The sequence below is a fragment of the Bradyrhizobium sp. genome (assembly GCF_035935975.1).
Classification (GTDB): Bacteria; Pseudomonadota; Alphaproteobacteria; order Rhizobiales; family Xanthobacteraceae; genus Bradyrhizobium.
The window spans coordinates 112,118-133,750 of the sequence record NZ_DASYWN010000037.1; the positions used below are offsets into that span (position 1 = coordinate 112,118).

Genomic DNA, 21,633 nt, shown 5'->3' on the forward strand with positions numbered 1-21,633 from the left:
GTTGGGGCCTATGGGACGGGCCGTGTGGCACCCGTGGTACATCAAAATGGGCCGGAGGCAACGGTCTAAATCCGGCCTCTCTGGCGTACCAGCGCAAGACCGAAATGGGCTAACGGGCCCCCGGGGCGGCCTGCGGCGTCCCGGCCTCGGTCCTGTCCTTGGCCCCGTCCCGGACGAGGCTGTGAATGAAGCCCAGTTTGGCGACCACGGCGCCCGACAGGATGAAAGGATAGAGGTCGCGCGCGCCCATGGCGCGGTTGACGCTGTTCATGGCGAAGGTGAAGGGCAGCCATGCGTTGACGAGAGCCTCGACGTCCCTGGCCTCGTAGGGGTTGAAACGGATGCGTGCCGTCAACTCCCCGTCGCGGTCGACCTTGGGGCGCACCTCCATGCCGAACTCGCTGGCCATCTCCAGGGTGTCGACGATGTGGAGATAGTGCGCCCAGGTCTCGGCGAAATCTTCCCAGGGATGCGTGGTGGCGTAGGCCGAGACGAAGTTCTGCTGCCAGGCCGGCGGCGCGCCTTCGGCGTAATGGCGCTGCAGGGCCTGGCCGTAATCGGCGGAATCATCGCCGAACACCGCGCGGCATTCCTCCAGCCGACCGCCTTCGCGAACCAGCACGTCCCAGAAATAATGCCCGACCTCGTGGCGGAAATGCCCGAGCAGGGTGCGATACGGCTCGCCCATCTCGAGCCGGCGCCGCTCGCGCTCGATCTCGTCGGTCTCGGTCAGCGCAATCGTGATCAGGCCGTTGTCGTGGCCGGTCATGACCCTGTGGCCGCTGTTCGGATCGTCGGCGAGGAAATTGAAGATCAGCCCATGCTCCGGGTTTTCCTGCCGGGTCGGGAGCGGCAGCTTCCAGCGGATCAGGGAGTAGAACAGGCGGTGCTTCGCCACCTCCAGCTCGCGCCAGCCGGCGAGCTGAACGGGGTCGGACAGATCAGGCACGATGCCGTTATGGCGACAGGCGCGGCAATAGCCGGTGGCATCGCTGGCATCCGTCAGCCAGTTGCAGGCATCGTACTCGGCATTGCGGCACAGCATCCGCCCCTTGCCCTTGTCGGCGAGCGTGGCCCAGGTCCCTCCGTCACCCTGCCCGTCAGGCTCGATCGCCGACATCGTCTCCTTCTCGGGCAGGAAGGCGACACGGTGACCGCAGCGCTCGCAGGCGCGGTTCTCGAAATAGAGGACGTTGCCGCAGGACTGGCAGACAAAGAGCTTCAAGATTTAGCCTCTTGAGAAAGGGAGCGTTACGAATATCAGTTGTGGCGCCTCGCAGATACGCGCGCCGAAGGCTCTTCGTTCCAATATCAGGAACAAATTGCCAGACCTCGCGTTCATTCATACCCGCCACACGCCGTTCGGTGGGCCCTTTCCCTGTCTATTCCTTTTGAGCAATGGCTATCACGCTTCGTCTGTGTGAATATCGGCCCGGCACGTGCGCTCCAGCATCACAACGGCCGACGCCTTGAACGATCCTACGCCCGAGATCCTTGCTGCCGAGAAGCTGCGCCAGCATCTCGAAAACGTCGCGCGCGAGCGCGACGAGGCTTATCGCGCGCTCCAGGAGCGCGAGGCCGAGCTCGCGCGCATCCAACGCATCGGCAAGGTCGGCGGCCTCGAGGTCGACTTCCGCGAGGGTTTCAAGAACCGCCGCTCGCCCGAATATCTGATGATCCACGGCCTGCCGCCCGAGGCCGTCGACGAAACTCACGAGGATTGGGTCAACCGCCTCCATCCTGATGATCGCGACGCCGCGGTGAAACACTTCTTCGAGGCGTTGTCGGGGACCAGCGAGGATTACACTGCCGAGTACCGCATCATCCGCCCCAGCGACGGCCAGACCCGCTGGATCCGTGTCGTCGCCAAGTTCGAGCGTGACGGCAGCGGGCGTGCCATCCGCCTCGTCGGCGCCCATATCGATATCACCGACCAGGCGCTGGCGCGCGAGACGCTGCGGGAGAGCGAGGAGCGCTTCCGGCTGATCGCCGACAGCGCGCCGGTGCCGATCTGGGTGACGAAGCTCGACCGCACGCGCTCCTTCGCCAACCAGGCCTATGTCGACTTCGTCGGCCTGCCCTACGAGCAGGCCATCGCCTTCGACTGGCGCAAGGTGCTCCATCCGGACGACCTGCCGCATGTGCTGCAGCAATCGGTGCAAGGCGAGGCCTCGCTGAAGCCGTTCGTACTGGAGGCGCGCTACAAGAACGCCGGTGGTGAATGGCGCTGGCTGCGCTCGGAATCGCAGCCGCGCTGGGACCCGACTGGCAAGCATATCGGCTTCATCGGCGTCGCCCACGACATCACCGTCGCCAAGCAGGCCGAGATCGAGCTGCGGAAGCTCAACGAAACGCTGGAAGAGCGCATTGCCGAGCGCACCGCCGAGCTCGAATCCAACGAAGCCCGGCTGCGCGCGATCCTGGAGACGAGCAACCAGTATCAGGGCCTGGTCAACCTCAAGGGCGAATTGCTCTACGCCAACAAGACCGCGCTCGACGGCGTCAAGGCGCGCTCTGAGGACGTGATCGGAAAGCCGTTCTGGGACACGCCCTGGTTCACCGGCACGAGCGGCATGAGCGCCGCCGTGCGCGAGGCGTTCGACACCGTGCTGAGGGGCGAACCGGTACGGATGGAAATGCGGCTGCGCCTGCCGATCGGCGAGCGCGATTTCGAGTTCGGCATGCGCCCGGTGCTCGACCGCCACGGCAACATCACCGGTGCAGTGCCCGAGGCCGTCGACATCACCGAGCGCCGGCGTGGCGAGGAAGCGCTGCGGCAGTCGCAGAAGATGGAGGCGATCGGCCAGCTCACCGGCGGCGTCGCGCACGACTTCAACAATCTCCTCACCATCATCCGCTCGGCAACCGACTTCCTGCGCCGGCGCGAGCTGCCCGAGGAGCGCCGCCGCCGTTATGTCGATGCCATCTCTGACACTGTCGAGCGCGCCTCGAAACTGACCGCGCAGCTTCTGGCATTCGCACGCCGGCAGCCCTTGAAGCCGCAGATCTTCAACGTCGGCAGTCAGGTTGAAGGCGTCGCACAACTGATCCGGCCGCTGGTCGGCGGCCGGATCGAGATCGTCGTCGATATCCGCGATGCGGACTGCTTCACCGTCGCCGACATCGCGCAGTTCGAGACCGCGCTGATCAACCTCGCCATCAACGCCCGCGACGCCATGGAGGGCGAAGGCCGCCTCACCATCGCGGTGCGCAAGGTCGAGGGCATCCCGAGCCTGCGCGCCCAGTCCGCGCGCGGCGGCGACTATGTCGCGATCTCGGTCGCGGACACCGGCAGCGGCATCGCGCCCGAACATATCGACGCCATCTTCGAACCGTTCTTCACCACCAAGGAGGTCGGCAAGGGCACCGGCCTCGGCCTCAGCCAGGCGTTCGGCTTCGCCAAGCAGTCCGAAGGCGACATCGCGGTGACGAGCACGCACGGACAGGGCGCGACCTTCACCATCTATCTGCCGCAGGTGCAGAGCCCGACCGCGGAGAAGGAGGCCGCATCGCTCGCTAGCGAGGCCGCCACCACCGGGCGCGGCTACCGCGTGCTGGTGGTCGAGGACAACGACGATGTCGGCCAGTTCTCGACCGAGCTGCTGGAAGACCTCGGCTATGTCACCCGCCGCGTCGCCAATGCCAATGCGGCGCTCGCGATCCTCGGCGAGAACGAATTCGCCGTCGACCTCGTCTTCTCCGACGTCATCATGCCCGGCATGAACGGCGTCGAGCTCGCCGGCGTGATCCGCGAGCGCTATCCGGGCCTGCCCGTCGTGCTCACCTCTGGCTACAGCAACGTGCTGGCGGAAAACGCCCACCGCGGCTTCGAGCTGATCCAGAAGCCGTATTCGGTGGAGTCGCTGTCGCGCATCCTGCGCAAGGCGATCACGGAGAAGCTGTCGGTGGCGCGGTGAGGGTTATGGGAGCGCCACGCTGCCGCCACAAATTCCGTCATTGCGAGCGCAGCGAAGCAATCCAGACTGTTTCCGTGGAAAGATTCTGGATTGCTTCGTCGCGGAGCCTGTCATCCGGCCCGCCGAAGGCGGGACCGGGTGGCTCCTCGCAATGACGTCGCGGCGACGCAGTTGCACTCCAATAGGCCTTGTATGACATGAAACCCGCCCTCTTCTCCGCCTGGCAAACCTGGGCGCTTCTCTCCGCCTGCTTTGCGGCACTGACAGCGATCTTCGCCAAGGTCGGCGTCGAGAACATCAATCCGGATCTCGCCACCTTTATCCGCACCATCGTGGTGCTGCTCGCCTTCTCGTTGCTGCTGTTCTTCACCGGGCAATTCGCCGTGCCCTCGGCGGTCTCGTCGCGGACATGGCTGTTCCTGGTGCTGTCGGGGCTTGCCACCGGGGCGTCGTGGCTCTGCTACTTCCGGGCGCTGAAGCTCGGGCCCGCGACGCTGGTGGCGCCGATCGACAAGCTCAGCGTCGTGCTGGTCGCCCTGTTTGCTTTCGCTTTTCTCGGCGAGCGTCCGACGGCACAGGGCTGGATCGGCATTGCCATGATCGGCGCCGGCGCGGTGTTGCTGGCCGTGAAGCTTTAAGGCGGGAACAAAACTGCAGTGAGATCGGTTGCTGCCGGGGCGCAGCCTCGATCGAGAGACCGATGTCGAGCGAAAACCCCGATCAGGCAAGGCAGGCCGGCCGCGCGCTGGACGCGGCGAACTTCTTCCTCGCCGACGTCCGCGACGGGCTCGGCCCCTATCTCGCCGTCTATCTCCTCACCGAGCAGCATTGGGACGAGGCGCGCATCGGCCTCGTGATGTCGATCGCGACCATCGCCGGCATCGTGGCGCAGACGCCGGCCGGCGCGCTGGTCGACGCGACGCGGGCGAAGCGGCTGGTCATGGCGATCGCTGCAATCATGGTGACCCTGGCGTCGCTATCGCTGCCGCTATTTCCGGGATTCCTGCCGGTCGCGATCTCGCAAGGCATCGCGCAGGCCGCCGCCGTGGTGTTTCCGCCGGCGATCGCCGCCGTCTCGCTCGGCATCTTCGGTCATGCCGCCTTCACCCGGCGCATCGGCCGCAACGAGACCTTCAATCACGCAGGCAACGCAGTCGCAGCCGGGCTTGCAGGCCTCTCCGCCTATTGGTTCGGCCCGACCGTGGTCTTCTACCTTCTCGGCGCGATGGCGATCGCAAGCCTCGTCTGCATCCTCGCGATCCCCGCCCGCGCCATCAACCATGATCTGGCCCGCGGGCTGCATGACGCGGATGCGGGCGCCGGACGCGAGCAGCCGTCCGGCCTCGCGGTGCTGCTCACCTGCCGCCCCCTGCTCGTCTTCGCGATCTGCGTCCTGCTGTTCCACCTCTCCAATGCGGCGATGCTGCCGCTGGTCGGGCAGAAGCTGGCGCTGCAGGACAAGAACATGGGCACCAGCCTGATGTCGGCCTGCATCGTCGCCGCGCAGGTCGTGATGGTACCATTCGCGATGCTGGTCGGCGCCAGGGCCGACCGCTGGGGCCACAAGCGCTTCTTCCTGGCCGCACTCCTGATCCTGCCAATCCGGGGAGCGCTCTATACGCTCTCGGACAATCCATTCTGGCTGGTCGGCGTGCAGCTTCTGGATGGTGTCGGCGCCGGCATCTTTGGCGCGATCTTCCCCGTCATCGTCGCCGACCTCATGCGCAACACTGGCCGCTTCAACGTCGCGCAAGGCGCCGTGATCACGGCCCAGAGCATCGGCGCGGCGCTGTCGACGACGCTGGCCGGCTTCGTCGTGGTCGGGGCCGGCTACGGCGCGGCGTTCGTCACGCTCGGCGCGGTCGCCGCGATTGGCGCCGTCATCTGCTTCCTCGCTTTGCCCGAGACCCGGCTAATCGCAGATGGCGGTCCGCGCCCCCGGGGGAAGACAGCGGGGCCGGCTTCCGCTATCGCTGCCGAATGAACTCATTTCACGTCAAGGACTGAACGTGCCGTCTGACGCCATCTGGGCCTGGAGCATCATCGTCGTCGCGACCGCAGGCGTCATCATACGCCCCTTCCGGCTGCCTGAAGCCATTTGGGCCGTGATCGGCGCTGCGGCGCTGGTGCTGCTCGGCTTTCTGCCATGGCAGGATGCGCTTCTCGGCATCGAGAAGGGCATCGATGTCTATCTGTTCCTGATCGGCATGATGCTGATCGCCGAGCTCGCCCGGCTCGAGGGCCTGTTCGACTATCTCGCCGCGCTCGCCGTGGAATATGCCGCCGGCTCGCCGCAGCGATTGTTCCTGCTGATCTACATTGTCGGCACCATCGTCACCGTGCTGCTCTCCAACGATGCCACCGCGATCGTGCTGACGCCGGCGGTCTATGCCGCGACGCGCGCGGCGGGCGCCAAGCCGCTGCCTTATCTGTTCGTCTGCGCCTTCATCGCCAATGCCGCGAGCTTCGTGCTGCCGATCTCGAACCCCGCCAATCTCGTCGTGTTCGGCGCGCGCATGCCGCAACTGACGGAATGGCTGCGCCTGTTCGCCCTGCCCTCTGTCGCCTCGATCCTGCTCACCTACATCGTGCTGCGCCTGAGCCAGCACCGTGCGCTCAAGGAAGAGACGATCGCACGCAGCGTGCCGCATCCAAAGCTCGGCCGCGGCGGCAAGCTGACCGCGGTCGGCATCGTCGCCATCGGCATCGTGCTGCTCACCGCCTCCGCGCTCGACAAGCAACTGGGCCTGCCGACCTTCATCTGCGGCGTGGTGACGGCCGCGATCGTGCTGCTGCTCAGCCGCCAGTCGCCGCTGCCCGTGCTGCGCGGCGTGTCCTGGAGCGTGCTGCCGCTGGTCGGCGGTCTCTTCGTGATGGTGGAGGCGCTGATCAAGACCGGCGTGATCGGACAGCTCAGCGCGCTGCTGCACCAGGCCGTCGCGCAATCGGTCCCGCAGGCCGCCTGGAGCGTCGGCATTGCAACGGCCGTCGCCACCAATATCGCCAACAATCTGCCCGTTGGCCTCATCGCCGGCTCGATCGCTGCCAGCGACCATCTCCCCGCCCCCGTCGTCAGCGCCATCCTGATCGGCGTCGACCTCGGCCCCAATCTGTCGGTGACCGGTTCACTCGCGACCATCCTGTGGCTGGTGGCGCTGCGGCGGGAGAAGATCGAACTCGGCGCCTGGCCATTCCTGAAGCTCGGCATGCTGGTGACGCCGCCCGCCCTGATCGCCGCGCTGGCAGCCGCGATCCACTAATCGCGCGCACTTTGCGGCGCATCAATGCGGCCGGGAACGGCGGACCTATACTTCACCTCGTCGCGCAGCCTCACAGGACGCGGCAAGGAGGTCCATCATGCGGATTCAATCGAAGGCGTTGCCGCAGAGCTTTTCGCTGCGCCGCGCGTTTCAAGGCTCTCTCGCGACGGGCGACCGGTCACACCCGATGCTGATCTTCTCGGTCGTGGTGCTGCTGACCCTGTTCGCCATCGTCGAGATCGACCTGCACAGCGCCCAGCTTCAGGCGATCGGCCTGCTCGGCCAGGCCGCGACCGGCATTGATCCCGTCTTCCTGAGCCCGTAGCGGTAGAAGCCCGATCGCGGCCATGACAGCCGCGACCGGGTAACGTCTGTCGTCAGTCGTTCTCGTAGCCGTAGACTTCCGGCAGGATGAAGATTGCGGCGAGCAATCCGATCAGCGGGAAGATCGCGACCATCAGCGTGGCATTCGCCTGCCCGATCGCGGCGAACACCGTCGGGAACAGGAAGATCGCCAGGAACGACGGCAGCTTCACGAACATGTAAGCAAAGCCGCTGGCGGTGCCGCGATATTTCGGCTTGGCGACCATGGTCGGGATCGTCATGCAGTTCGACGCATCCCAATAATGGCCCCACAGCATGGCGGCGGCTGCGAACGGCAGCAGGATCTTGTTGTCGGTGTAGAGCGCGAAGGCCGCGACCAAGAGCGAAGCCAGCACGATGCCGAAGCCGGCGATCGCGATGCCGCGGTGGCCGATCTTCGGCGTCAGCAGCGGCCCGACCCAGCCGGACAGCGCGGCGAAGGAGAACAGCGCCATCGTCACCAGATTGATGCCGAGCACGCTCGACACGCCGACCATCACGAACAGCACCGGCAGGTAGAACGCGAAGGTCGAGAACTCGCTGCCTTGCGCGAAGCAGGCGATCCAGCCGTAGACCGTGGCGCGCCAGCGGATCGGGTCCTGCTTGAGGTCGGCCAGAAACGCACGCGTGCTGACCTTCGGGACCTGCACGTCCTGGTCCGGCAGCATGGCGAGATCGTCGTTGAACATCTCGCGCGCGACCTGCTTGGCCTCGCGATAACGTCCCTTCTGCACCAGCCACACGGCCGTCTCCGGCACGTCGTGACGCATGATCAGGATGATCAGCGCCGGCACCGCGCCGAGGCCGAGCGTCACGCGCCAAAGCATCTCATGCTGGATATCGAGCAGCAGGAAGATCACGATGACGCCGATGGTCAGCACTTCACCGACGGCGAACATGAACTGCCAGCGGTTGCCCATCACTTCGCGCTCACCCTTGGCCATGGATTCCATGATGTAGGTGTAGCCGGTCGAGATGTCCGAGCCGAGCGGGATGCCGAGCAGGAAGCGGATCACGATGAGCCAGGTGACGTTGGGCACGAAGGCCTGCGCCAGCGCCAGCACGATGAACATCACCATCGTGATCAGGAACATCACGCGGCGGCCGATCTTGTCGGACAGCCAGCCGCCAAGCAGCGCGCCGATCAGCGCGCCGCCCTGCGTGCCGGCCGCGGCAAGGCCGAGCATCAACGGATCGGGATTATACTGCTCCTTGATGAAGATCAGCACGAAGGCGATCGAATAGAGATCCCAGGCCTCGACCAGGATCGAGGCCATCATCAGCCAGCCGACCTTGTTGCCCTTGGGACTGTAGTTCGTGATGAGGTAGCGGACCGCGGCTTCGCTCGCGGTCGGTTGTGGCATCGCCATCGTTGACATGTTTGTTTGGTCCTCTCTTCAAAACCCTTTACGCGCCAAGTCCTTTTTAAGCGCCAAGTAGCGGTTCGATGCTGCAATCGAGCAGGCGCGGGTCGATGCCCGCCTCCATGCCCGTGAACATCGAATCCATGTAGTCGATCAGTGCATCGCTCGCCTTCACGGCGTCCTCGACGTGTCGTCCAGCGACCGCACTGAGAATGGCGAGGTGGTGATCGATCGTGCCGGACAGATCGGTCTGCCCCGGCATGAAGCGGTGGTGGATGTATCCGATACGGCGGTACAGCGTGTGCAGCGGCCGCAGCGTATGCACCAGGAACGGCTCGCCCGCGGCCTCCAGCACCAGCGCATCGATGCGGCGATCGAGGCTGTTGAACTCGTCGAGTGTCAAAGTGGCGCGACGTTCGCGCAGCAAGCGCTCGATGTGCAGCGCCTGATTGCGGTGAGAAAGGCTGGCGCGTTCCGCCGCGAGGCGAATGACGAAACGCTCCATGTCGCGGCGCAGGGCCAGCAGCATGCGCTCGCGCGCAAGGTCGATCGGTGCGATGTGCAGGCCGTGGCGCGGGCGGATGATGATGAGCGTATCGGCGGACAGACGATTGACGGCATGGTGCACCGGTGTGCGCCCGAAGCCGGTGATCTGCTGCAACTCCAGCATCGTCATGAATTGTCCGGGCTTGAGCTCGCAATGGACAAGGAGCTCTTCGATCTTCTGATAGGCGAGCTCAAAGAAGTTGAGCCGGTTGCGCCGCGAGGGCTTGCCCTCGCCGTCGTCGTCGTGTCTCACCACCTCGAGCGCGCGCTTGCGGCGTGCCATGTCTCTCTCTCCCGTTTGCCTTGCGCTCTCGTTGCTGGGCGGCGCCATATTTGTGGCACCCTTAAAACATGTTGTGATATATTACAAGCAGGCGTAAGACTCTCCTCGATCCGCTACATGTTGCAGTGCGGAATGAAAATACGTTGGCGCGATGCGCCTTTCGAAGGGAGGACAACTGCCGTGAAGATCACGTCGATCGAGACGCTGCGTACCGAGGAATTCTCCAACGTCATCTGGGTGCGCATCCACACCGACACGGGCATGATCGGTCTCGGCGAGACCTTCTATGGCGCGGGCGCAGTCGAAGCGCAGATCCACGAGACCTTTGCCGGCCGCCTGCTCGGCCGCAATCCCCTGCACATCGAGGCCATCCATCGCGACATGCTGAACCTGCCGATGGCGCAGTCCTCGACCGGCGTCGAATATCGCGCGGCCTCCGCGATCGACATCGCGCTGTGGGACCTGTTCGGCAAGGTCTGCAATCAGCCGGTGCACCAGATGCTCGGCGGCCTCTGCCGCGACAAGCAGCGCATCTACAACACCTGCGCCGGCACCCAATATGTCCGCTCGACCAATATCAGCCCGGTCGCGAACTGGAACCTCGGTGCCAACAAAGGCCCCTACGAAGATCTCGACGGCTTCATGAACCGCGCCGATGCGCTGGCCGAGAGCCTGCTGGAAAGCGGCATCTCCGCAATGAAGATCTGGCCGTTCGATCCCGCGGCGCAGGAGAACAAGGGCCTCTACATCACGGCCGCGCAGATGAAGCAGGCGATCGAGCCGTTCGAGAAGATCCGCAAGGCCGTCGGCGACAAGATGGAGATCATGGTCGAGCTCCACTCGCTGTGGAACCTGCCGACCGCCAAGCAGATCGCGCGCGCGCTCGAGCCCTACAAGCCGACCTGGTACGAAGATCCGATCCGCATGAACTCGCCGCAGGCGCTGGCCGAATACGCCCGCTCGACCGACGTCTGGGTCTGCGCCAGCGAGACGCTGGGCTCGCGGTTCCCCTACAAGGATATGCTCGACCGCGATGCCATGCATGTGGTGATGGCGGATCTGTGCTGGACCGGCGGCCTCACCGAGGGCCGCAAGATCGCGGCGATGGCCGAGACCTATCACCGCCCCTTCGCGCCGCATGACTGCATCGGCCCGATCGGCTTCATCGCCGCCATCCACATGTCGTTCAGCCAGCCCAACACACTGATCCAGGAATCGGTGCGCGCCTTCTACAAGGGCTGGTACAATGAGCTCGTCACCACGATGCCCACGATCAAGGACGGCTACGTCTTCCCGATGGAAGGCCCCGGCCTTGGCGTCGACCTCCTGCCCGCCGTCTTCGATCGTTCCGATCTGACCGTGCGCCGCTCCAACGTTTGAGGAAACTTGAGATGAGCACCGCCCTCTTCGACCTTTCCGGCCGCACCGCGCTCGTGACCGGCTCCTCCCGCGGTCTCGGCCGCGCCATCGCCGAAGGCATGGCCAAGGCCGGCGCGAAGATCATCGTGAACGGCGTCGATCCCAAGCGCGTCGAGCAGGCTGTTGCAGAGTTTCGCGCCGCCGGCCATCAGGCCGAAGGCGCCGCCTTCAACGTCACGGACGAGCCCGCGATCGTCGCCGCCTTCAACGATTTCGACAAGAAGGGCATCGCCGTCGACATCGTCGTCAACAATGCCGGCATCCAGCACCGCAAGCCGCTGGTGGAATTCACCACCGACGAATGGCGCAAGGTGATCGAAACCAACCTCACCAGCGCCTTCGTGATCGGCCGCGAGGCGGCCAAGCGCATGATCCCGCGCAAGCACGGCAAGATCATCAATATCGGCTCGCTCGGCAGCGAGCTGGCGCGTCCGACGATTGCGCCCTACACCGCCGCCAAGGGCGGCATCAAGAATTTGACCCGCTCGATGGCGGTGGAATGGGCGCAGCACGGCATCCAGGCCAATGCGATCGGCCCCGGCTACATGCTCACCGACATGAACGAAGCGCTGGTCAACAACGCCGATTTCAACAACTGGCTGATGGGTCGCATCCCCTCCAAGCGCTGGGGCAAGCCGGACGAGCTGGTCGGCGCGGCGATCTTCCTCGCCTCGGACGCCTCGACCTATGTCAACGGCCAGATCATCTATGTCGATGGCGGCATGATCGCCGCGATGTAATCGCGAAACAGGGAACGAGACCATGCGCGCCGTCGTCATTCACGCCCCGAAGGATCTGCGGATCGACAGCTACCCGGATCCGGCACCCGGCCCGGGCGAGGTCCGCGTCAAGATCGCCAATGGCGGCATCTGCGGCTCCGACCTGCACTACTACCACCACGGCGGTTTCGGCGTCGTCCGCATCCAGCAGCCGATGGCGCTGGGGCATGAGATCGCCGGCGTTGTTGCGGCGGTCGGCGACGGCGTCACCGCTGTCAAGCCCGGCACGCGCGTCGCCGTCAATCCGAGCAAGCCGTGCGGTCAGTGTCTGCATTGTCAGGAGGGCATGCGCAACCAGTGCCTCGACATGCGCTTCCTCGGCAGCGCGATGCGCTTTCCTCATGTGCAGGGCGGCTTTCGCGAGTTCATCACGGTCGATGCGACGCAGGCCGTGCCGATCTCCGACAAGCTGTCGCTGGCGGAAGCCGCAGTCGCCGAGCCGCTCGCGGTGTGCCTGCATGCCGGCAAGCAGGCCGGTCCCCTACTCGGCAAGCGCGTGCTGATCACCGGCTGCGGCCCGATCGGCGCGCTGATGATTCTTGTGTCGCGCTTCGGCGGCGCCTCCGAGATCGTCGTCACTGATGTCGCCGACGCCCCGCTCGCGGTCGCCAAAAAGCTCGGCGCCACCCACGCGCTCAACGTTGCGACCAATGCCACCGCACTCGATCCCTGGCGTGCCGGCAAAGGCGTGTTCGACACGCTGTTCGAAGCTTCCGGCAATCAGGCCGCGCTGCGCGCCGCGCTCGACGTGCTCCGTCCCGGCGCGACGCTGGTTCAGCTCGGCCTCGGCGGCGAGATGACGCTGCCGATCAATGCCATCGTCGCCAAGGAATTGCAGCTCCGCGGCACCTTCCGCTTCGACCTCGAATTCGAGCTCGCGGTGCGGCTGATGGGCGAAGGCCTGATCGACGTCAAGCCGCTGATCACGGCGACGATGCCGTTCGAGAACGCGGTCGCCGCCTTCGAGCTTGCCAGCGACCGCTCGCAGTCGATGAAGGTGCAGTTGACCTTCTGAGTTATTGGCTCTCCACCAGCTTTTCGCTGACGAGCCGCACGGCGCCGCGCTTCCACGAATAGTCAGCGCCGAGCCGTAAACCACTGTCGCCGCGCGCCAGCACCGCACCGGTCCTGGCGTCACGGACCTGGAAGCCAAGCGTGTATTCGGTGCGGCTGACCCGCCGCACCACGCCGATCAGCGACTGATCCGCACCGAGCTTTTGCGCGATCGCCGCCTCGCAGCCGTCACAGTCGCGGAGCGCATGCGCCTTCGCGGCCTGCTCGTTCGCCCCACCGACATCGACGAGGCGGTAGCGGCCGGATTGGCCCAGCGCCTCGCGCACGCTGCCGGTGACTTCCGCGAGGGTGGACGCATCCGACGCGGCCGACGCGCCCACTGAAGCGGCGGTCGTGTCCTCGAGCTCGAAGTCGAACACGGCCAGCGCGACCGGCGCGGGCGTGGCGAGCGCGGCGATGACCTCGCGGGACACGAACATCTCGGCGCGCTCCCATGATTCATCATTGTCGCCGCGGAAGGTGTAGAGCTTGTCCATCACAAGCTTCCTGGCGTTCACGTCGATCACGGCGACCTTCGCCCACTGCACCAAGGTGCTGGTCTTCTGGATGCCGCCGATGACCTTGAATGCCGCGCCGTCCTGGGCGGAGGCGACGAGCCGATAACGCCCACCCTCGCCGACGTCCCGCCTGAGCGCGGTCATGAATGCCGCCAGCCGCCGCTCATGAGCGGCTGTCTGGTTGGCCGGCTCGGCCGAGGTATCCGTGTAGCTGAAGTCGTCCATGGCGACGCCGATGGCGGCCTCGGCGCCGGCCGGCGAAGCGGCCGCCGGGAGGACGAAAAGAAGCGCGGAAAGGATCAACCAGGAGCGGCGCATGCGGGCCTCGTGTGATGGAGCGGCGATGCAATCTGGATGGCAGCTTCAAGCCATGCATCCGTGCCCGTCCCGGCCGGCACCGGGAAAATTTCACGACGTTGCAGTGCAGTAAGCCTGGCGCTTTCCGCCGCTTCCGTTCTGCCGTTTAATGCGGCTGCGACAATTCCGTTCGCGCCAGGTGCCCGCCGATGTGGAACCGCCCGAGGTTCGATCTCAAGGTCCGTCTGACGTTGCGCGTGGCTGCGATATCGGCCGCCTGCTTCGCCGCAATCTCCGCGTATTTCCTGATCACCGCCGACCGCGCGGCCCATGCCCGCCTCGACGATATCGCGGCCATCGTGGCGAAGACGCTGGAGCTGCAACAGGGCAAAATCCAGTGGGTGGCGAGCCCGCGCTCGGACTTTCCCAACCTCGATCCCGTTTCGGCCTATGTCATGACACCCGGCCTGTGCCTGGGGTTCCGCGGCACGAGCGGCGACATGCTCCAGCGCTTCTGCAGCGGCGCGCCGATCCCGGCGAACCCGCCGCCGCAGGCCTTCGCCGCCTTCTATCGCAGCCTGTTCGACCCCGGCCGCGAGGCGGCACGACCCGTGATCGTGCGCGGCGTGAGCCTCGGCGAGACCGTGGTCTCGGTCGATCCGGCGGTGCAGACGGCCGACGCCTGGCACGAGGCCGGCCGCCTGATGATCGCTCTCGCGATCGCGCTGCCGCTCCTGTGCGCGCTGGTCTATGCCGCCCTCGCCCGCGCGCTGCGCCCGACGCACATGATCCGCACCGGCCTCGAGCGGATTGCCGCGGGCGACCTCACCACACGGCTGCCGCCGTTCGACCTCGCCGAATTGTCCGCGCTCCGCGACGTCTTCAACCATCTCGCCAAAAGCCTCGACACGGCGCTCGCCGAACGCAGCGAGCTGACGCGAAAGCTGATCGCACTCCAGGATGAGGAACGCCGCCATCTCGCGCGCGAGCTGCATGACGAGTTCGGCCAGTCGCTCGCCGCCATCCGCGCGCTCGCCTCCTCCGCCCGCCAGACCGCCGCGCAGGACTGCCCGGCCCTGCTTGGTGAGTGCGACGGCATCGCACGGACCGCAACCGGCATGATGGAGACGCTGCGCGGCGCATTGTTCCGGCTGCGGCCGCCCGATGTCGAGGAGCTCGGCCTCGTCGCCAGCCTCGAAGGCCTCGTTGCCGGCTGGAATGGACGCAGCCGCGGCGAGACGCGCTTCTCGATCCGCTTCGACGGCGCGTTCGAGAGCGTGCCGGCCACGATCAGCGCCAACCTCTACCGCATCGTCCAGGAGGCGCTCACCAACGCCGCCAAGCATGCCGGCGCGACGAAGGTGAGCCTGGAGCTGGCGATGCGCACCGACGAGATCGCGCTGGCGATCGACGATGACGGCCGATCGCACGATCCGGCGACGAAATCCGGCATGGGCCTGCTCGGCATGCGCGAGCGCGTCGCGGCCCTGCGCGGCCGGCTCAGCTTCGAGGCCGGCCCGAACGGCGGCTCGGCGCTGCGTGTCGTCATTCCGCTCCCGGCCGCCGATCAGCCGGTGCTGGAGCGCGCGGCATGACCGCGACGATCCTGCTGGTCGACGACCATTCCGTCGTCCGCGAAGGCTATCGCTCGGTGCTCCAGAAGCAGCCGGGATTGCGCGTCATCGCCGAAGCCGGCGACGGTGCCGAGGCCTACCGCCTGTACAAGTCCGAGGCGCCCGACCTCGTCATCATGGATTTGAGCATGCCCGGCATCGGCGGCATCGAGGCTGTCAGGCGGATCAGGCAATGGGACAAGGCCGCAAAAATCCTCGTCTTCACCATGCATGAGAATGCCGGCTTCGCCGTGCAGGCAATCCGCGCCGGTGCGCGAGGCTATGTCACCAAGACCAGCCCGCCCGAGACGCTGGTGCGCGCCGTGATGGACGTGCTCGCCGGCAAGATCGCGATCAGCCCCGACATCGACCACGAACTGGCCTTGAGCCGTCTCGCCGGCGAGAGCTCGGCCGCCGACGTGCTCACGCCGCGCGAGTTCGAGGTGCTGCGGCTGCTGCTCGCCGAGAACACGACGGAGGAGATCGCCGAGACGCTCCACGTCAGCCCGAAGACGGTGGCGAATTTGCATTCGCTGATCAAGGACAAGCTCGGCGTCGGCTCCGACATCGAGCTGGTCCGGCTGGCGCTCCGCCAGGGGATCTTGACCGAGGTCTGATCGCCCTATGGCTCGAGCTTCGCGCCGTCAGGTGCAAACGCCTCGACCGTGTCGCCGATCCTGAACGACATCATGTCACGGCCGACGAGCAGCGGCCCCTTGTAGGTGGTGCGCGTGCGCAGGATCAGCGGCTCCTCGGGAATGTCGGGTCCGGGCTTCACCGTGCCGAACACGATGTGGGAGTAGACGGCGAGTCTTGGTTTGGCCGACGCAAAGATCTGTCCGGCCTCTTCCGGCGAAGTATGGTGCGCCTGGATGTCCTTGTAGACGGGATTCCTGACCAGCAGCTCCGGCTCGATCACCGCAACCTCGTGGATCAGCAAGTCCGCACCCGCGGCCGCCTTCGCGATCCGCTCGTCATATTTGGTGTCGCCCGAGAGCACGACCTTGCGGCCGTCATATTCGACGACATAGCCGAACGACGGCTTGATCCTGTCGCCATGATTGACCTCGATCGCGATGACCTTGACGCCGTTGTGGTCGTAGACAAGCCCGGCCTCGATCTCCTTCGCGGCGAACTCGACCGCCTTGGGATCAAGATGCTCGTCGTCGATGCGAATGCGGATGTCGTCGGCGAACGCCTTGGTCAGGTTCTCCGTCATCGCCACGGTGCCCTTCGGCCCATAGAGCTTCATCGGACCCTTGCGCGAGGCCCAGGGCGTGGCGAGCCAGCCCGTCAGCCACATGTCGGGAAGACCGACGAGATGGTCGGAATGCATGTGGGTGATGAAGTTCGCGGTGATCGCGCCCAGCGGGATCTTCAGCTTGTAGAGCTGCATGGTCGAGCCGCGGCCGAGATCGAACAGCAGCTTCTCGCTCCCCGCCTCCACCAGCGTCGAGGCGCTGAAGCTGGTCGGCCGCGGCGTCGGCACGCCGGTGCCGAGGAGCGTCACCTTGATCGGTTCGGCCGAGGCAACCGTCGTCAGCGCGAGCAGCACAAGGCCTGCCCGCAAAAGAGTCTTGAGCATCGTGTCCTTCCCAGAATGTCAGATCATTGCCGCGTGGCCGCGGATCATTGGCGCGCGACGACGGAATCCAGCCACGCGCAATTCGGCGGCGGCACGCGCGGATCGGCGACGCGGACGCCGCGGGCCGCCGCATCGAGCCGCATGTCGCGCAGGCGCTTGCGCTGCTCATCGGGCATGTAGAGCCGCTCGTGGCCCCACAGCGATGGGCCGTCAAAGGTCTCGTGCGGCTGCCAGGTCTCGGGATCGATGATACGGCCGCCCCAGCCATATTCGATGAAGAAGCCGGACGGCGTGTTCACATAGAACGACGTCATGTGGTCGTTGGTGTGCCGGCCCAGCGTATAGACGACGCGGCCGTCTTCGAGCTGCGCGAGGTCGTAGCCCTGCCCGACATCGTCGAGGCTGCCGAGCTCGACCATGAAATGATGCAGCGCCTTCCGTCCCGAGCCGACCATCGCAAAGGAATGGTGCCGGCCGTTGACGTGGAAGAAATAGAGGCCGTAAGGCTTCAGCCCGAAATCGGAGACGTGAAAACCGAGCACGTCGCGATAGAACGGCACCAACGGCTCGACGTCCTCGACATTGAGCACGACGTGTCCCATGCCGAGTGCGCCGGTACGGAAACCCGAGATCGGGCGGCCCGGCTTGAACGGGTCGCTAGCAAGCTCCGGCTTGCAGAACGCCTCCAGCCGGTTGCCGGCGGGATCAGCAAACGCGATCAGCTCGGTGACATGCCGCTCGTCAGCCAGCGCGCGCGAGCCGCGCGTGACCTTGACGCCGTGGCTCTCCAGACGCGCTGCGAGCTGGTCAACCTCGGCGGTCGAGGGAACCTCCCAGCCCATCACCGCAAGACCGGCGTCGCTGCTGCCGTCGACGATCAGGCGCTGCTTGCGATCGTCCATGCGGAAGGCGCGCATCTTGCCGCCGCGATCGACCTGCTGCATGCCGAGCAGGCCGGTCGCCATTTGCCCCCACTGGTCGAGCTGCGACGAATTAATGCCGATATAGCCGAGCGCGGTGATTTCCATCGAATTCCTCCCGAGAGCATCGCATCCGCCGCAGTGCGGCGAACTTGATACCGGCCGCGCGCGATCCTACGGTGGCGTCCCGCAATCGCTTCGCGTTCGCAAACACGATAATCGCGACGCTGCGCGCCACAAGGGAGGAAATACGAAGTGTCCAAGGAGCGGACGCGGAACGGCCAGCCGCGGCAGTCGGAGGGCGTTCGCGCCTTCAAGCGCGGGCTGGACGTGCTGCAGGAGGTCAACCGCTCCGGCGGCATCCGCGCCGGCGATGTCGCCCGCGCGCTCGACCTGCCCCGCCCGACCGTCTACCGCCTGCTCGAAACGCTGGAGGAACTCGGCTATGTCGCCCGCAGCGCCAGCGACGACCGCTTTCGCGTCACCCGGCTCGCCCTCAGCCTCGGCGATGGCTACGATCCCGGCGTGGTGATCTGCCAGGCGGCGGCGCCTTATCTCGCCGAACTGAGCAAGACCCTGGTCTGGCCGGTCGATCTCTCCACTTACGAGAACGCGGCGATGGTGGTGCAGGAGACCACGCATTCACGCAGCCCGCTCTCGATCGACCGCGGCATGATCGGCAAGCGCCTGCCGATGCTGCGGACCTCCGCGGGCCGCGCCTATCTCGCCGCCTGTCCCGCGCGCGAGCGCGACCTCATCGTCGGCCATCTGCGCCGGATCGACGAAGCCGACGACCGCCCCTTCCTCGACCAGGGCCGCCTCGACCAGATGATCGCCGACACACAAGCGCGCGGCTACGCGATCCGCAGCGAAGGCGAATACAATCCAAAGACGGCGTCGATTGCCGTCCCCATCGTGCGCGATGAAATCGTGTTCGGGTGCATCTCGATCATCTGGATCCGGTCAGCGCTTTCGCTCGACGAAGCCGTCGCCGGGTTCGTTGCGCCGCTGCGCGAAATGGCGGCAGCCATCTCGATCGAATCCTAGGGCGCTCTCGATCCGGTACGCCGTTGTGCCTTCAGAGCCTCAGAGGACGCGTCAAAGACGACGCGGCATTGCGGGCTAAGCTGATCGCGCTGAGCGGCCATGCAACTCCTGATCTGGGCGCGGTCAGGAACATAAGCGGCGCAAAGCCGAAGAGCATCTCCCATGCAGGCTTGCCGCTGGTCAGCCTCGCTCGGCCCGGACTGGGCAAGGGCCGGCGTGATCGTTGCACTCAACAAGGCAAGAACTAGACGAAATTGCATGAGGATATTCACTCTCGGGTTTGGGTTGCGTTCGGCAAGGCTGGTGATGTCATCCAGCGTCATGGTGGAAGGTGAAGAAACGTCGCGATGGTCGTCTCGATCAGCAGATCGCGAGAGGTTTCCGGATCGATTTCGGGCGCAATCCGATTCAGCAGCATAGGGAAAGCCGGCGGCTGGTTCAGCGCGGCGTTGAGAAGAGCGAAAAACACTGCCGGATGGCGACTGCGAATGATGCCTGCTTCGATGCCGGCGGAAAAAAGCTCTCGTACCGTCGCATAGGCCGGACGCAGAAGGCGATCCGACACCAGCACGGCCCGCTCCGGCACTTCCGTGGCATGCCGGACGACGAAATCCCTGACATCCGGATGCGCGGCATAGAAAGCGGCGATCTCTGAGATCACGCCGCAAAGCCGTTCACCCAGCGGACGCGTGGAATCGCAAGCGATCTTCTGGACGCCGGCCATGGCAGGAAGCCCGAGCGCGACGACCCGATCCAGACAAGCCTCCCAGAGCGCAGCCTTGTTGCCGAAGTGAACGCGAACGAGGTTGGCGCTGACCTTGGCAGTCGCAGCGACGCTGCGCAGATCGGCGCCATCGAAACCGTGGCAGGCAAACGCATGGGTGGCCGCCGCCAGGAGGGCCTGGCGGCCATCCGGCATATCCTTGCTGCGGCGCCCTCTCGGGCGGGGCGGCACAACGGCCTTCTTCCTGGCCTTCACCACGGTCACCTGCATATATGTTCATACGTACATATACGCGCTCGAGCGTCGATTGCAAGGACCACCCAGCACAGGGGCTCATCCAATCGACACATCAGGGCCCGGCGCCATGTGTCCGCTGGACGGACACTCGGCGCGGCAGCGTTGAAGCGGCGACCCGCCTGGGGACAAGGATGGGGCATGCAAAATAACTCCGCCGTTTCGGAATTCGATGTCGTGATCGTCGGCCGTGGCCCGGTCGGCGCCACGCTCGCCAATCTGCTCGGCCTGTGCGGCGTGCGGACGCTGGTGCTGGAGCGCGAGGCGCGAACCTATCATCTGCCGCGCGCGGTGCATTTCGACGACGAATGCATGCGCGTGTTCCAGACCATTGGCCTCGCCGATACGATCCTGCCGCATGTCATCCTCAGCCCCGGCATGTTGTTCCTCGACGCCGCCGGCAAGATGCTGCTGGACTGGTCGCGGCCGCAGACGCTGACGCCAATGGGCTGGAATCTCAGCTATCGCTTCCACCAGCCCGATCTGGAGGACGTGCTGATCGGCGGCCTCGCCCGCTGGCCGCATGTCACCTTGCGCAGCCGTTGCGACGTGTTCGCGCTCGATCAGGACGAGACCGGCGTACGCGTCCGCTTCGAGGACCTCTCGAACGGAAAGCTCAGCGAGGTCCGTGCCGGCTATGTGATCGGCTGCGACGGCGCGCGGTCTCTCGTTCGCCGCTTCATCGGCTCCGGAATGGACGATCTCGGCTTCCACGAGCGCTGGCTGGTGATCGACGTGCTGCTCAAGCGCGAACGCGACGATCTCGGCGATTACAGCCTGCAGCACTGCGATCCCCGCCGGCCGGCGACTTATGTGCGAGGCACCGGAACGCGACGGCGCTGGGAGATCACGGTGCTTCCGGACGAGGATTCCAGCGACGTCGCACAGCCGGCAAAGGTCTGGGAGCTGCTGTCGCGCTGGATCACACCCGAGGATGCCGAGCTCGAGCGCGCCGCGGTCTACACCTTTCATTCCGTCATCGCGCAGCAATGGCGGAACGGCCGGCTGCTGCTTGCAGGCGACTCCGCGCACCAGACCCCGCCCTTCCTCGGCCAGGGCATGTGCGCCGGCATCCGCGATGCCGCCAATCTTGCCTGGAAGCTCGCTGACATCATCCGCGGCGGCGCCGCGCCCGATCTGCTCGACACCTATCAGAGCGAGCGCCAGCCGCATGTGCGCGAGTTCATCGAGCTCGCCATTCGGCTGGGCGGCGTCATCAACACCAAGGCGATCGAGGCGGGCCTCGCCGCCGGACAGGCGCGCGAGAATGCGCCGGTCAAGCTGGAGGTGAAGAAGCCCCTGCTCGGCCCCGGGCTCGCGCCCGGCGATCTCCCGCTCGCCGGGCAGCTCGCGCCGCAGTTCATGTTGAATGACGGCAGCCGCGGCGACGACAAGGTCGGCTACGGCCATGTGCTGCTCATCGATACCACAGCGCGTCACGCTGTTTCGCAGACGGGAATGAAAGTCCTGACCAGCGACGATGCCGAAGGCATCGGCCCCTGGCTCCGCGAGCACGGCCTCACCGCCGCGCTGGTTCGGCCCGACCGCTACATCCGCGGCACCGCCCGCAACGATGCCGAGCTCGACCGGCTCATCGCCGCCATCACGCCTCCCACCCACGTGCCGTCCGCGGCCTGACCGAACATCTTTC

General features: G+C 65.8%; 19 protein-coding genes. 12 read left to right on the top strand and 7 right to left on the bottom strand.

What is annotated here, in order from left to right:
* Window positions 1-109: 109 nt before the first annotated feature.
* Window positions 110-1,225 carry a putative zinc-binding peptidase gene (locus VGR99_RS20385; protein WP_326900773.1) on the bottom strand — a complete coding sequence of 372 codons (1,116 nt, stop codon included), beginning with the start codon at window positions 1,223-1,225 and terminating at the stop codon, window positions 110-112.
* A gap of 214 nt (window positions 1,226-1,439) precedes the next feature.
* Between VGR99_RS20385 and VGR99_RS20390 the strand changes: the two genes are divergently transcribed.
* From VGR99_RS20390 to VGR99_RS20410, 5 genes are all read left to right on the top strand, one after another.
* Window positions 1,440-3,917 carry a PAS domain S-box protein gene (locus VGR99_RS20390; protein WP_326900775.1) on the top strand — a complete coding sequence of 826 codons (2,478 nt, stop codon included), beginning with the start codon at window positions 1,440-1,442 and terminating at the stop codon, window positions 3,915-3,917.
* Window positions 3,918-4,114: 197 nt separating this feature from the next.
* Complete coding sequence (locus tag VGR99_RS20395) at window positions 4,115-4,555, top strand: EamA family transporter (protein WP_326900777.1); 441 nt, start codon at window positions 4,115-4,117, stop codon at window positions 4,553-4,555.
* 62 nt (window positions 4,556-4,617) lie between these two features.
* Window positions 4,618-5,901, top strand: coding sequence for an MFS transporter (locus VGR99_RS20400; RefSeq protein WP_326900779.1), 1,284 nt, complete (start codon window positions 4,618-4,620; stop codon window positions 5,899-5,901).
* Window positions 5,902-5,926: 25 nt separating this feature from the next.
* Window positions 5,927-7,177: an arsenic transporter gene (locus VGR99_RS20405; RefSeq protein WP_326900780.1), complete on the top strand. Its 1,251-nt coding sequence runs from the start codon at window positions 5,927-5,929 to the stop codon at window positions 7,175-7,177.
* Between the two features lie 97 nt (window positions 7,178-7,274).
* On the top strand, window positions 7,275-7,502 hold the full coding sequence (locus VGR99_RS20410) for a hypothetical protein (protein WP_326900782.1): 228 nt from the start codon (window positions 7,275-7,277) through the stop codon (window positions 7,500-7,502).
* 52 nt (window positions 7,503-7,554) lie between these two features.
* On the opposite strand, the gene VGR99_RS20415 is transcribed toward VGR99_RS20410, so the two are convergent.
* Together VGR99_RS20415 and VGR99_RS20420 are read right to left on the bottom strand one after the other, a co-directional pair.
* A complete protein-coding gene (locus VGR99_RS20415) occupies window positions 7,555-8,919 on the bottom strand; it encodes an MFS transporter (RefSeq protein ID WP_326900783.1) in 1,365 nt (454 codons plus the stop codon).
* Between the two features lie 46 nt (window positions 8,920-8,965).
* Window positions 8,966-9,733: a GntR family transcriptional regulator gene (locus tag VGR99_RS20420; RefSeq protein ID WP_326900784.1), complete on the bottom strand. Its 768-nt coding sequence runs from the start codon at window positions 9,731-9,733 to the stop codon at window positions 8,966-8,968.
* A gap of 180 nt (window positions 9,734-9,913) precedes the next feature.
* Here VGR99_RS20420 and VGR99_RS20425 point away from each other — a divergent pair, with 180 nt between their 5' ends.
* From VGR99_RS20425 to VGR99_RS20435, 3 genes are read left to right on the top strand one after another with little or no spacing between them, the layout of a single operon-like run.
* Complete coding sequence (locus VGR99_RS20425; protein WP_326900785.1) at window positions 9,914-11,113, top strand: mandelate racemase/muconate lactonizing enzyme family protein; 1,200 nt, start codon at window positions 9,914-9,916, stop codon at window positions 11,111-11,113.
* An 11-nt stretch (window positions 11,114-11,124) separates the two neighbouring features.
* Window positions 11,125-11,892 carry an SDR family oxidoreductase gene (locus VGR99_RS20430; protein ID WP_326900787.1) on the top strand — a complete coding sequence of 256 codons (768 nt, stop codon included), beginning with the start codon at window positions 11,125-11,127 and terminating at the stop codon, window positions 11,890-11,892.
* 22 nt (window positions 11,893-11,914) lie between these two features.
* Entirely contained in the window at window positions 11,915-12,946 is a 1,032-nt protein-coding gene (locus VGR99_RS20435) for an L-idonate 5-dehydrogenase (protein WP_326900789.1), read from the top strand.
* A gap of 1 nt (window position 12,947) precedes the next feature.
* Here the strand turns inward: VGR99_RS20435 and VGR99_RS20440 are convergent, their stop codons facing one another.
* On the bottom strand, window positions 12,948-13,820 hold the full coding sequence (locus VGR99_RS20440) for a DUF3280 domain-containing protein (RefSeq protein ID WP_326900791.1): 873 nt from the start codon (window positions 13,818-13,820) through the stop codon (window positions 12,948-12,950).
* A 188-nt stretch (window positions 13,821-14,008) separates the two neighbouring features.
* On the opposite strand from VGR99_RS20440, the gene VGR99_RS20445 reads away from it, so the two are divergent.
* Entirely contained in the window at window positions 14,009-15,394 is a 1,386-nt protein-coding gene (locus VGR99_RS20445) for a sensor histidine kinase (protein ID WP_326900793.1), read from the top strand.
* Window positions 15,391-16,029, top strand: a complete 639-nt coding sequence (locus tag VGR99_RS20450) for a response regulator transcription factor (RefSeq protein WP_326900795.1) — start codon at window positions 15,391-15,393, stop codon at window positions 16,027-16,029. The genes VGR99_RS20445 and VGR99_RS20450 overlap by 4 nt, the downstream gene beginning before the upstream one ends.
* A 5-nt stretch (window positions 16,030-16,034) precedes the next feature.
* Here VGR99_RS20450 and VGR99_RS20455 read toward each other — a convergent pair whose 3' ends face one another.
* Both VGR99_RS20455 and VGR99_RS20460 read right to left on the bottom strand, forming a co-directional pair.
* Window positions 16,035-16,997, bottom strand: coding sequence for an MBL fold metallo-hydrolase (locus tag VGR99_RS20455; protein ID WP_326900796.1), 963 nt, complete (start codon window positions 16,995-16,997; stop codon window positions 16,035-16,037).
* A 44-nt stretch (window positions 16,998-17,041) separates the two neighbouring features.
* Entirely contained in the window at window positions 17,042-18,025 is a 984-nt protein-coding gene (locus tag VGR99_RS20460) for a VOC family protein (RefSeq protein WP_326900797.1), read from the bottom strand.
* A 147-nt stretch (window positions 18,026-18,172) separates the two neighbouring features.
* On the opposite strand from VGR99_RS20460, the gene VGR99_RS20465 reads away from it, so the two are divergent.
* Entirely contained in the window at window positions 18,173-18,964 is a 792-nt protein-coding gene (locus VGR99_RS20465) for a DNA-binding transcriptional regulator (protein ID WP_326900798.1), read from the top strand.
* 319 nt (window positions 18,965-19,283) lie between these two features.
* Here the strand turns inward: VGR99_RS20465 and VGR99_RS20470 are convergent, their stop codons facing one another.
* Window positions 19,284-19,958 carry a TetR/AcrR family transcriptional regulator gene (locus tag VGR99_RS20470; RefSeq protein ID WP_326900799.1) on the bottom strand — a complete coding sequence of 225 codons (675 nt, stop codon included), beginning with the start codon at window positions 19,956-19,958 and terminating at the stop codon, window positions 19,284-19,286.
* Between the two features lie 165 nt (window positions 19,959-20,123).
* Between VGR99_RS20470 and VGR99_RS20475 the strand changes: the two genes are divergently transcribed.
* Window positions 20,124-21,620 carry a bifunctional 3-(3-hydroxy-phenyl)propionate/3-hydroxycinnamic acid hydroxylase gene (locus VGR99_RS20475; protein ID WP_326900800.1) on the top strand — a complete coding sequence of 499 codons (1,497 nt, stop codon included), beginning with the start codon at window positions 20,124-20,126 and terminating at the stop codon, window positions 21,618-21,620.
* The last annotated feature ends 13 nt before the right edge of the window (window positions 21,621-21,633 follow it).

What these genes read in the sequence shown, in the direction of transcription:
- VGR99_RS20395 (WP_326900777.1), top strand. Translation starts at nt 4,115, where the DNA reads ATGAAACCCGCCCTCTTCTCCGCCTGGCAAACCTGGGCGCTTCTCTCC.
- VGR99_RS20400 (WP_326900779.1), top strand. Translation starts at nt 4,618, where the DNA reads ATGTCGAGCGAAAACCCCGATCAGGCAAGGCAGGCCGGCCGCGCGCTG.
- VGR99_RS20410 (WP_326900782.1), top strand. Translation starts at nt 7,275, where the DNA reads ATGCGGATTCAATCGAAGGCGTTGCCGCAGAGCTTTTCGCTGCGCCGC.
- VGR99_RS20415 (WP_326900783.1), bottom strand. Translation starts at nt 8,919, where the DNA reads ATGTCAACGATGGCGATGCCACAACCGACCGCGAGCGAAGCCGCGGTC.
- VGR99_RS20420 (WP_326900784.1), bottom strand. Translation starts at nt 9,733, where the DNA reads ATGGCACGCCGCAAGCGCGCGCTCGAGGTGGTGAGACACGACGACGAC.
- VGR99_RS20430 (WP_326900787.1), top strand. Translation starts at nt 11,125, where the DNA reads ATGAGCACCGCCCTCTTCGACCTTTCCGGCCGCACCGCGCTCGTGACC.
- VGR99_RS20435 (WP_326900789.1), top strand. Translation starts at nt 11,915, where the DNA reads ATGCGCGCCGTCGTCATTCACGCCCCGAAGGATCTGCGGATCGACAGC.
- VGR99_RS20440 (WP_326900791.1), bottom strand. Translation starts at nt 13,820, where the DNA reads ATGCGCCGCTCCTGGTTGATCCTTTCCGCGCTTCTTTTCGTCCTCCCG.
- VGR99_RS20445 (WP_326900793.1), top strand. Translation starts at nt 14,009, where the DNA reads ATGTGGAACCGCCCGAGGTTCGATCTCAAGGTCCGTCTGACGTTGCGC.
- VGR99_RS20450 (WP_326900795.1), top strand. Translation starts at nt 15,391, where the DNA reads ATGACCGCGACGATCCTGCTGGTCGACGACCATTCCGTCGTCCGCGAA.
- VGR99_RS20455 (WP_326900796.1), bottom strand. Translation starts at nt 16,997, where the DNA reads ATGCTCAAGACTCTTTTGCGGGCAGGCCTTGTGCTGCTCGCGCTGACG.
- VGR99_RS20460 (WP_326900797.1), bottom strand. Translation starts at nt 18,025, where the DNA reads ATGGAAATCACCGCGCTCGGCTATATCGGCATTAATTCGTCGCAGCTC.
- VGR99_RS20470 (WP_326900799.1), bottom strand. Translation starts at nt 19,958, where the DNA reads ATGCAGGTGACCGTGGTGAAGGCCAGGAAGAAGGCCGTTGTGCCGCCC.
- VGR99_RS20475 (WP_326900800.1), top strand. Translation starts at nt 20,124, where the DNA reads ATGCAAAATAACTCCGCCGTTTCGGAATTCGATGTCGTGATCGTCGGC.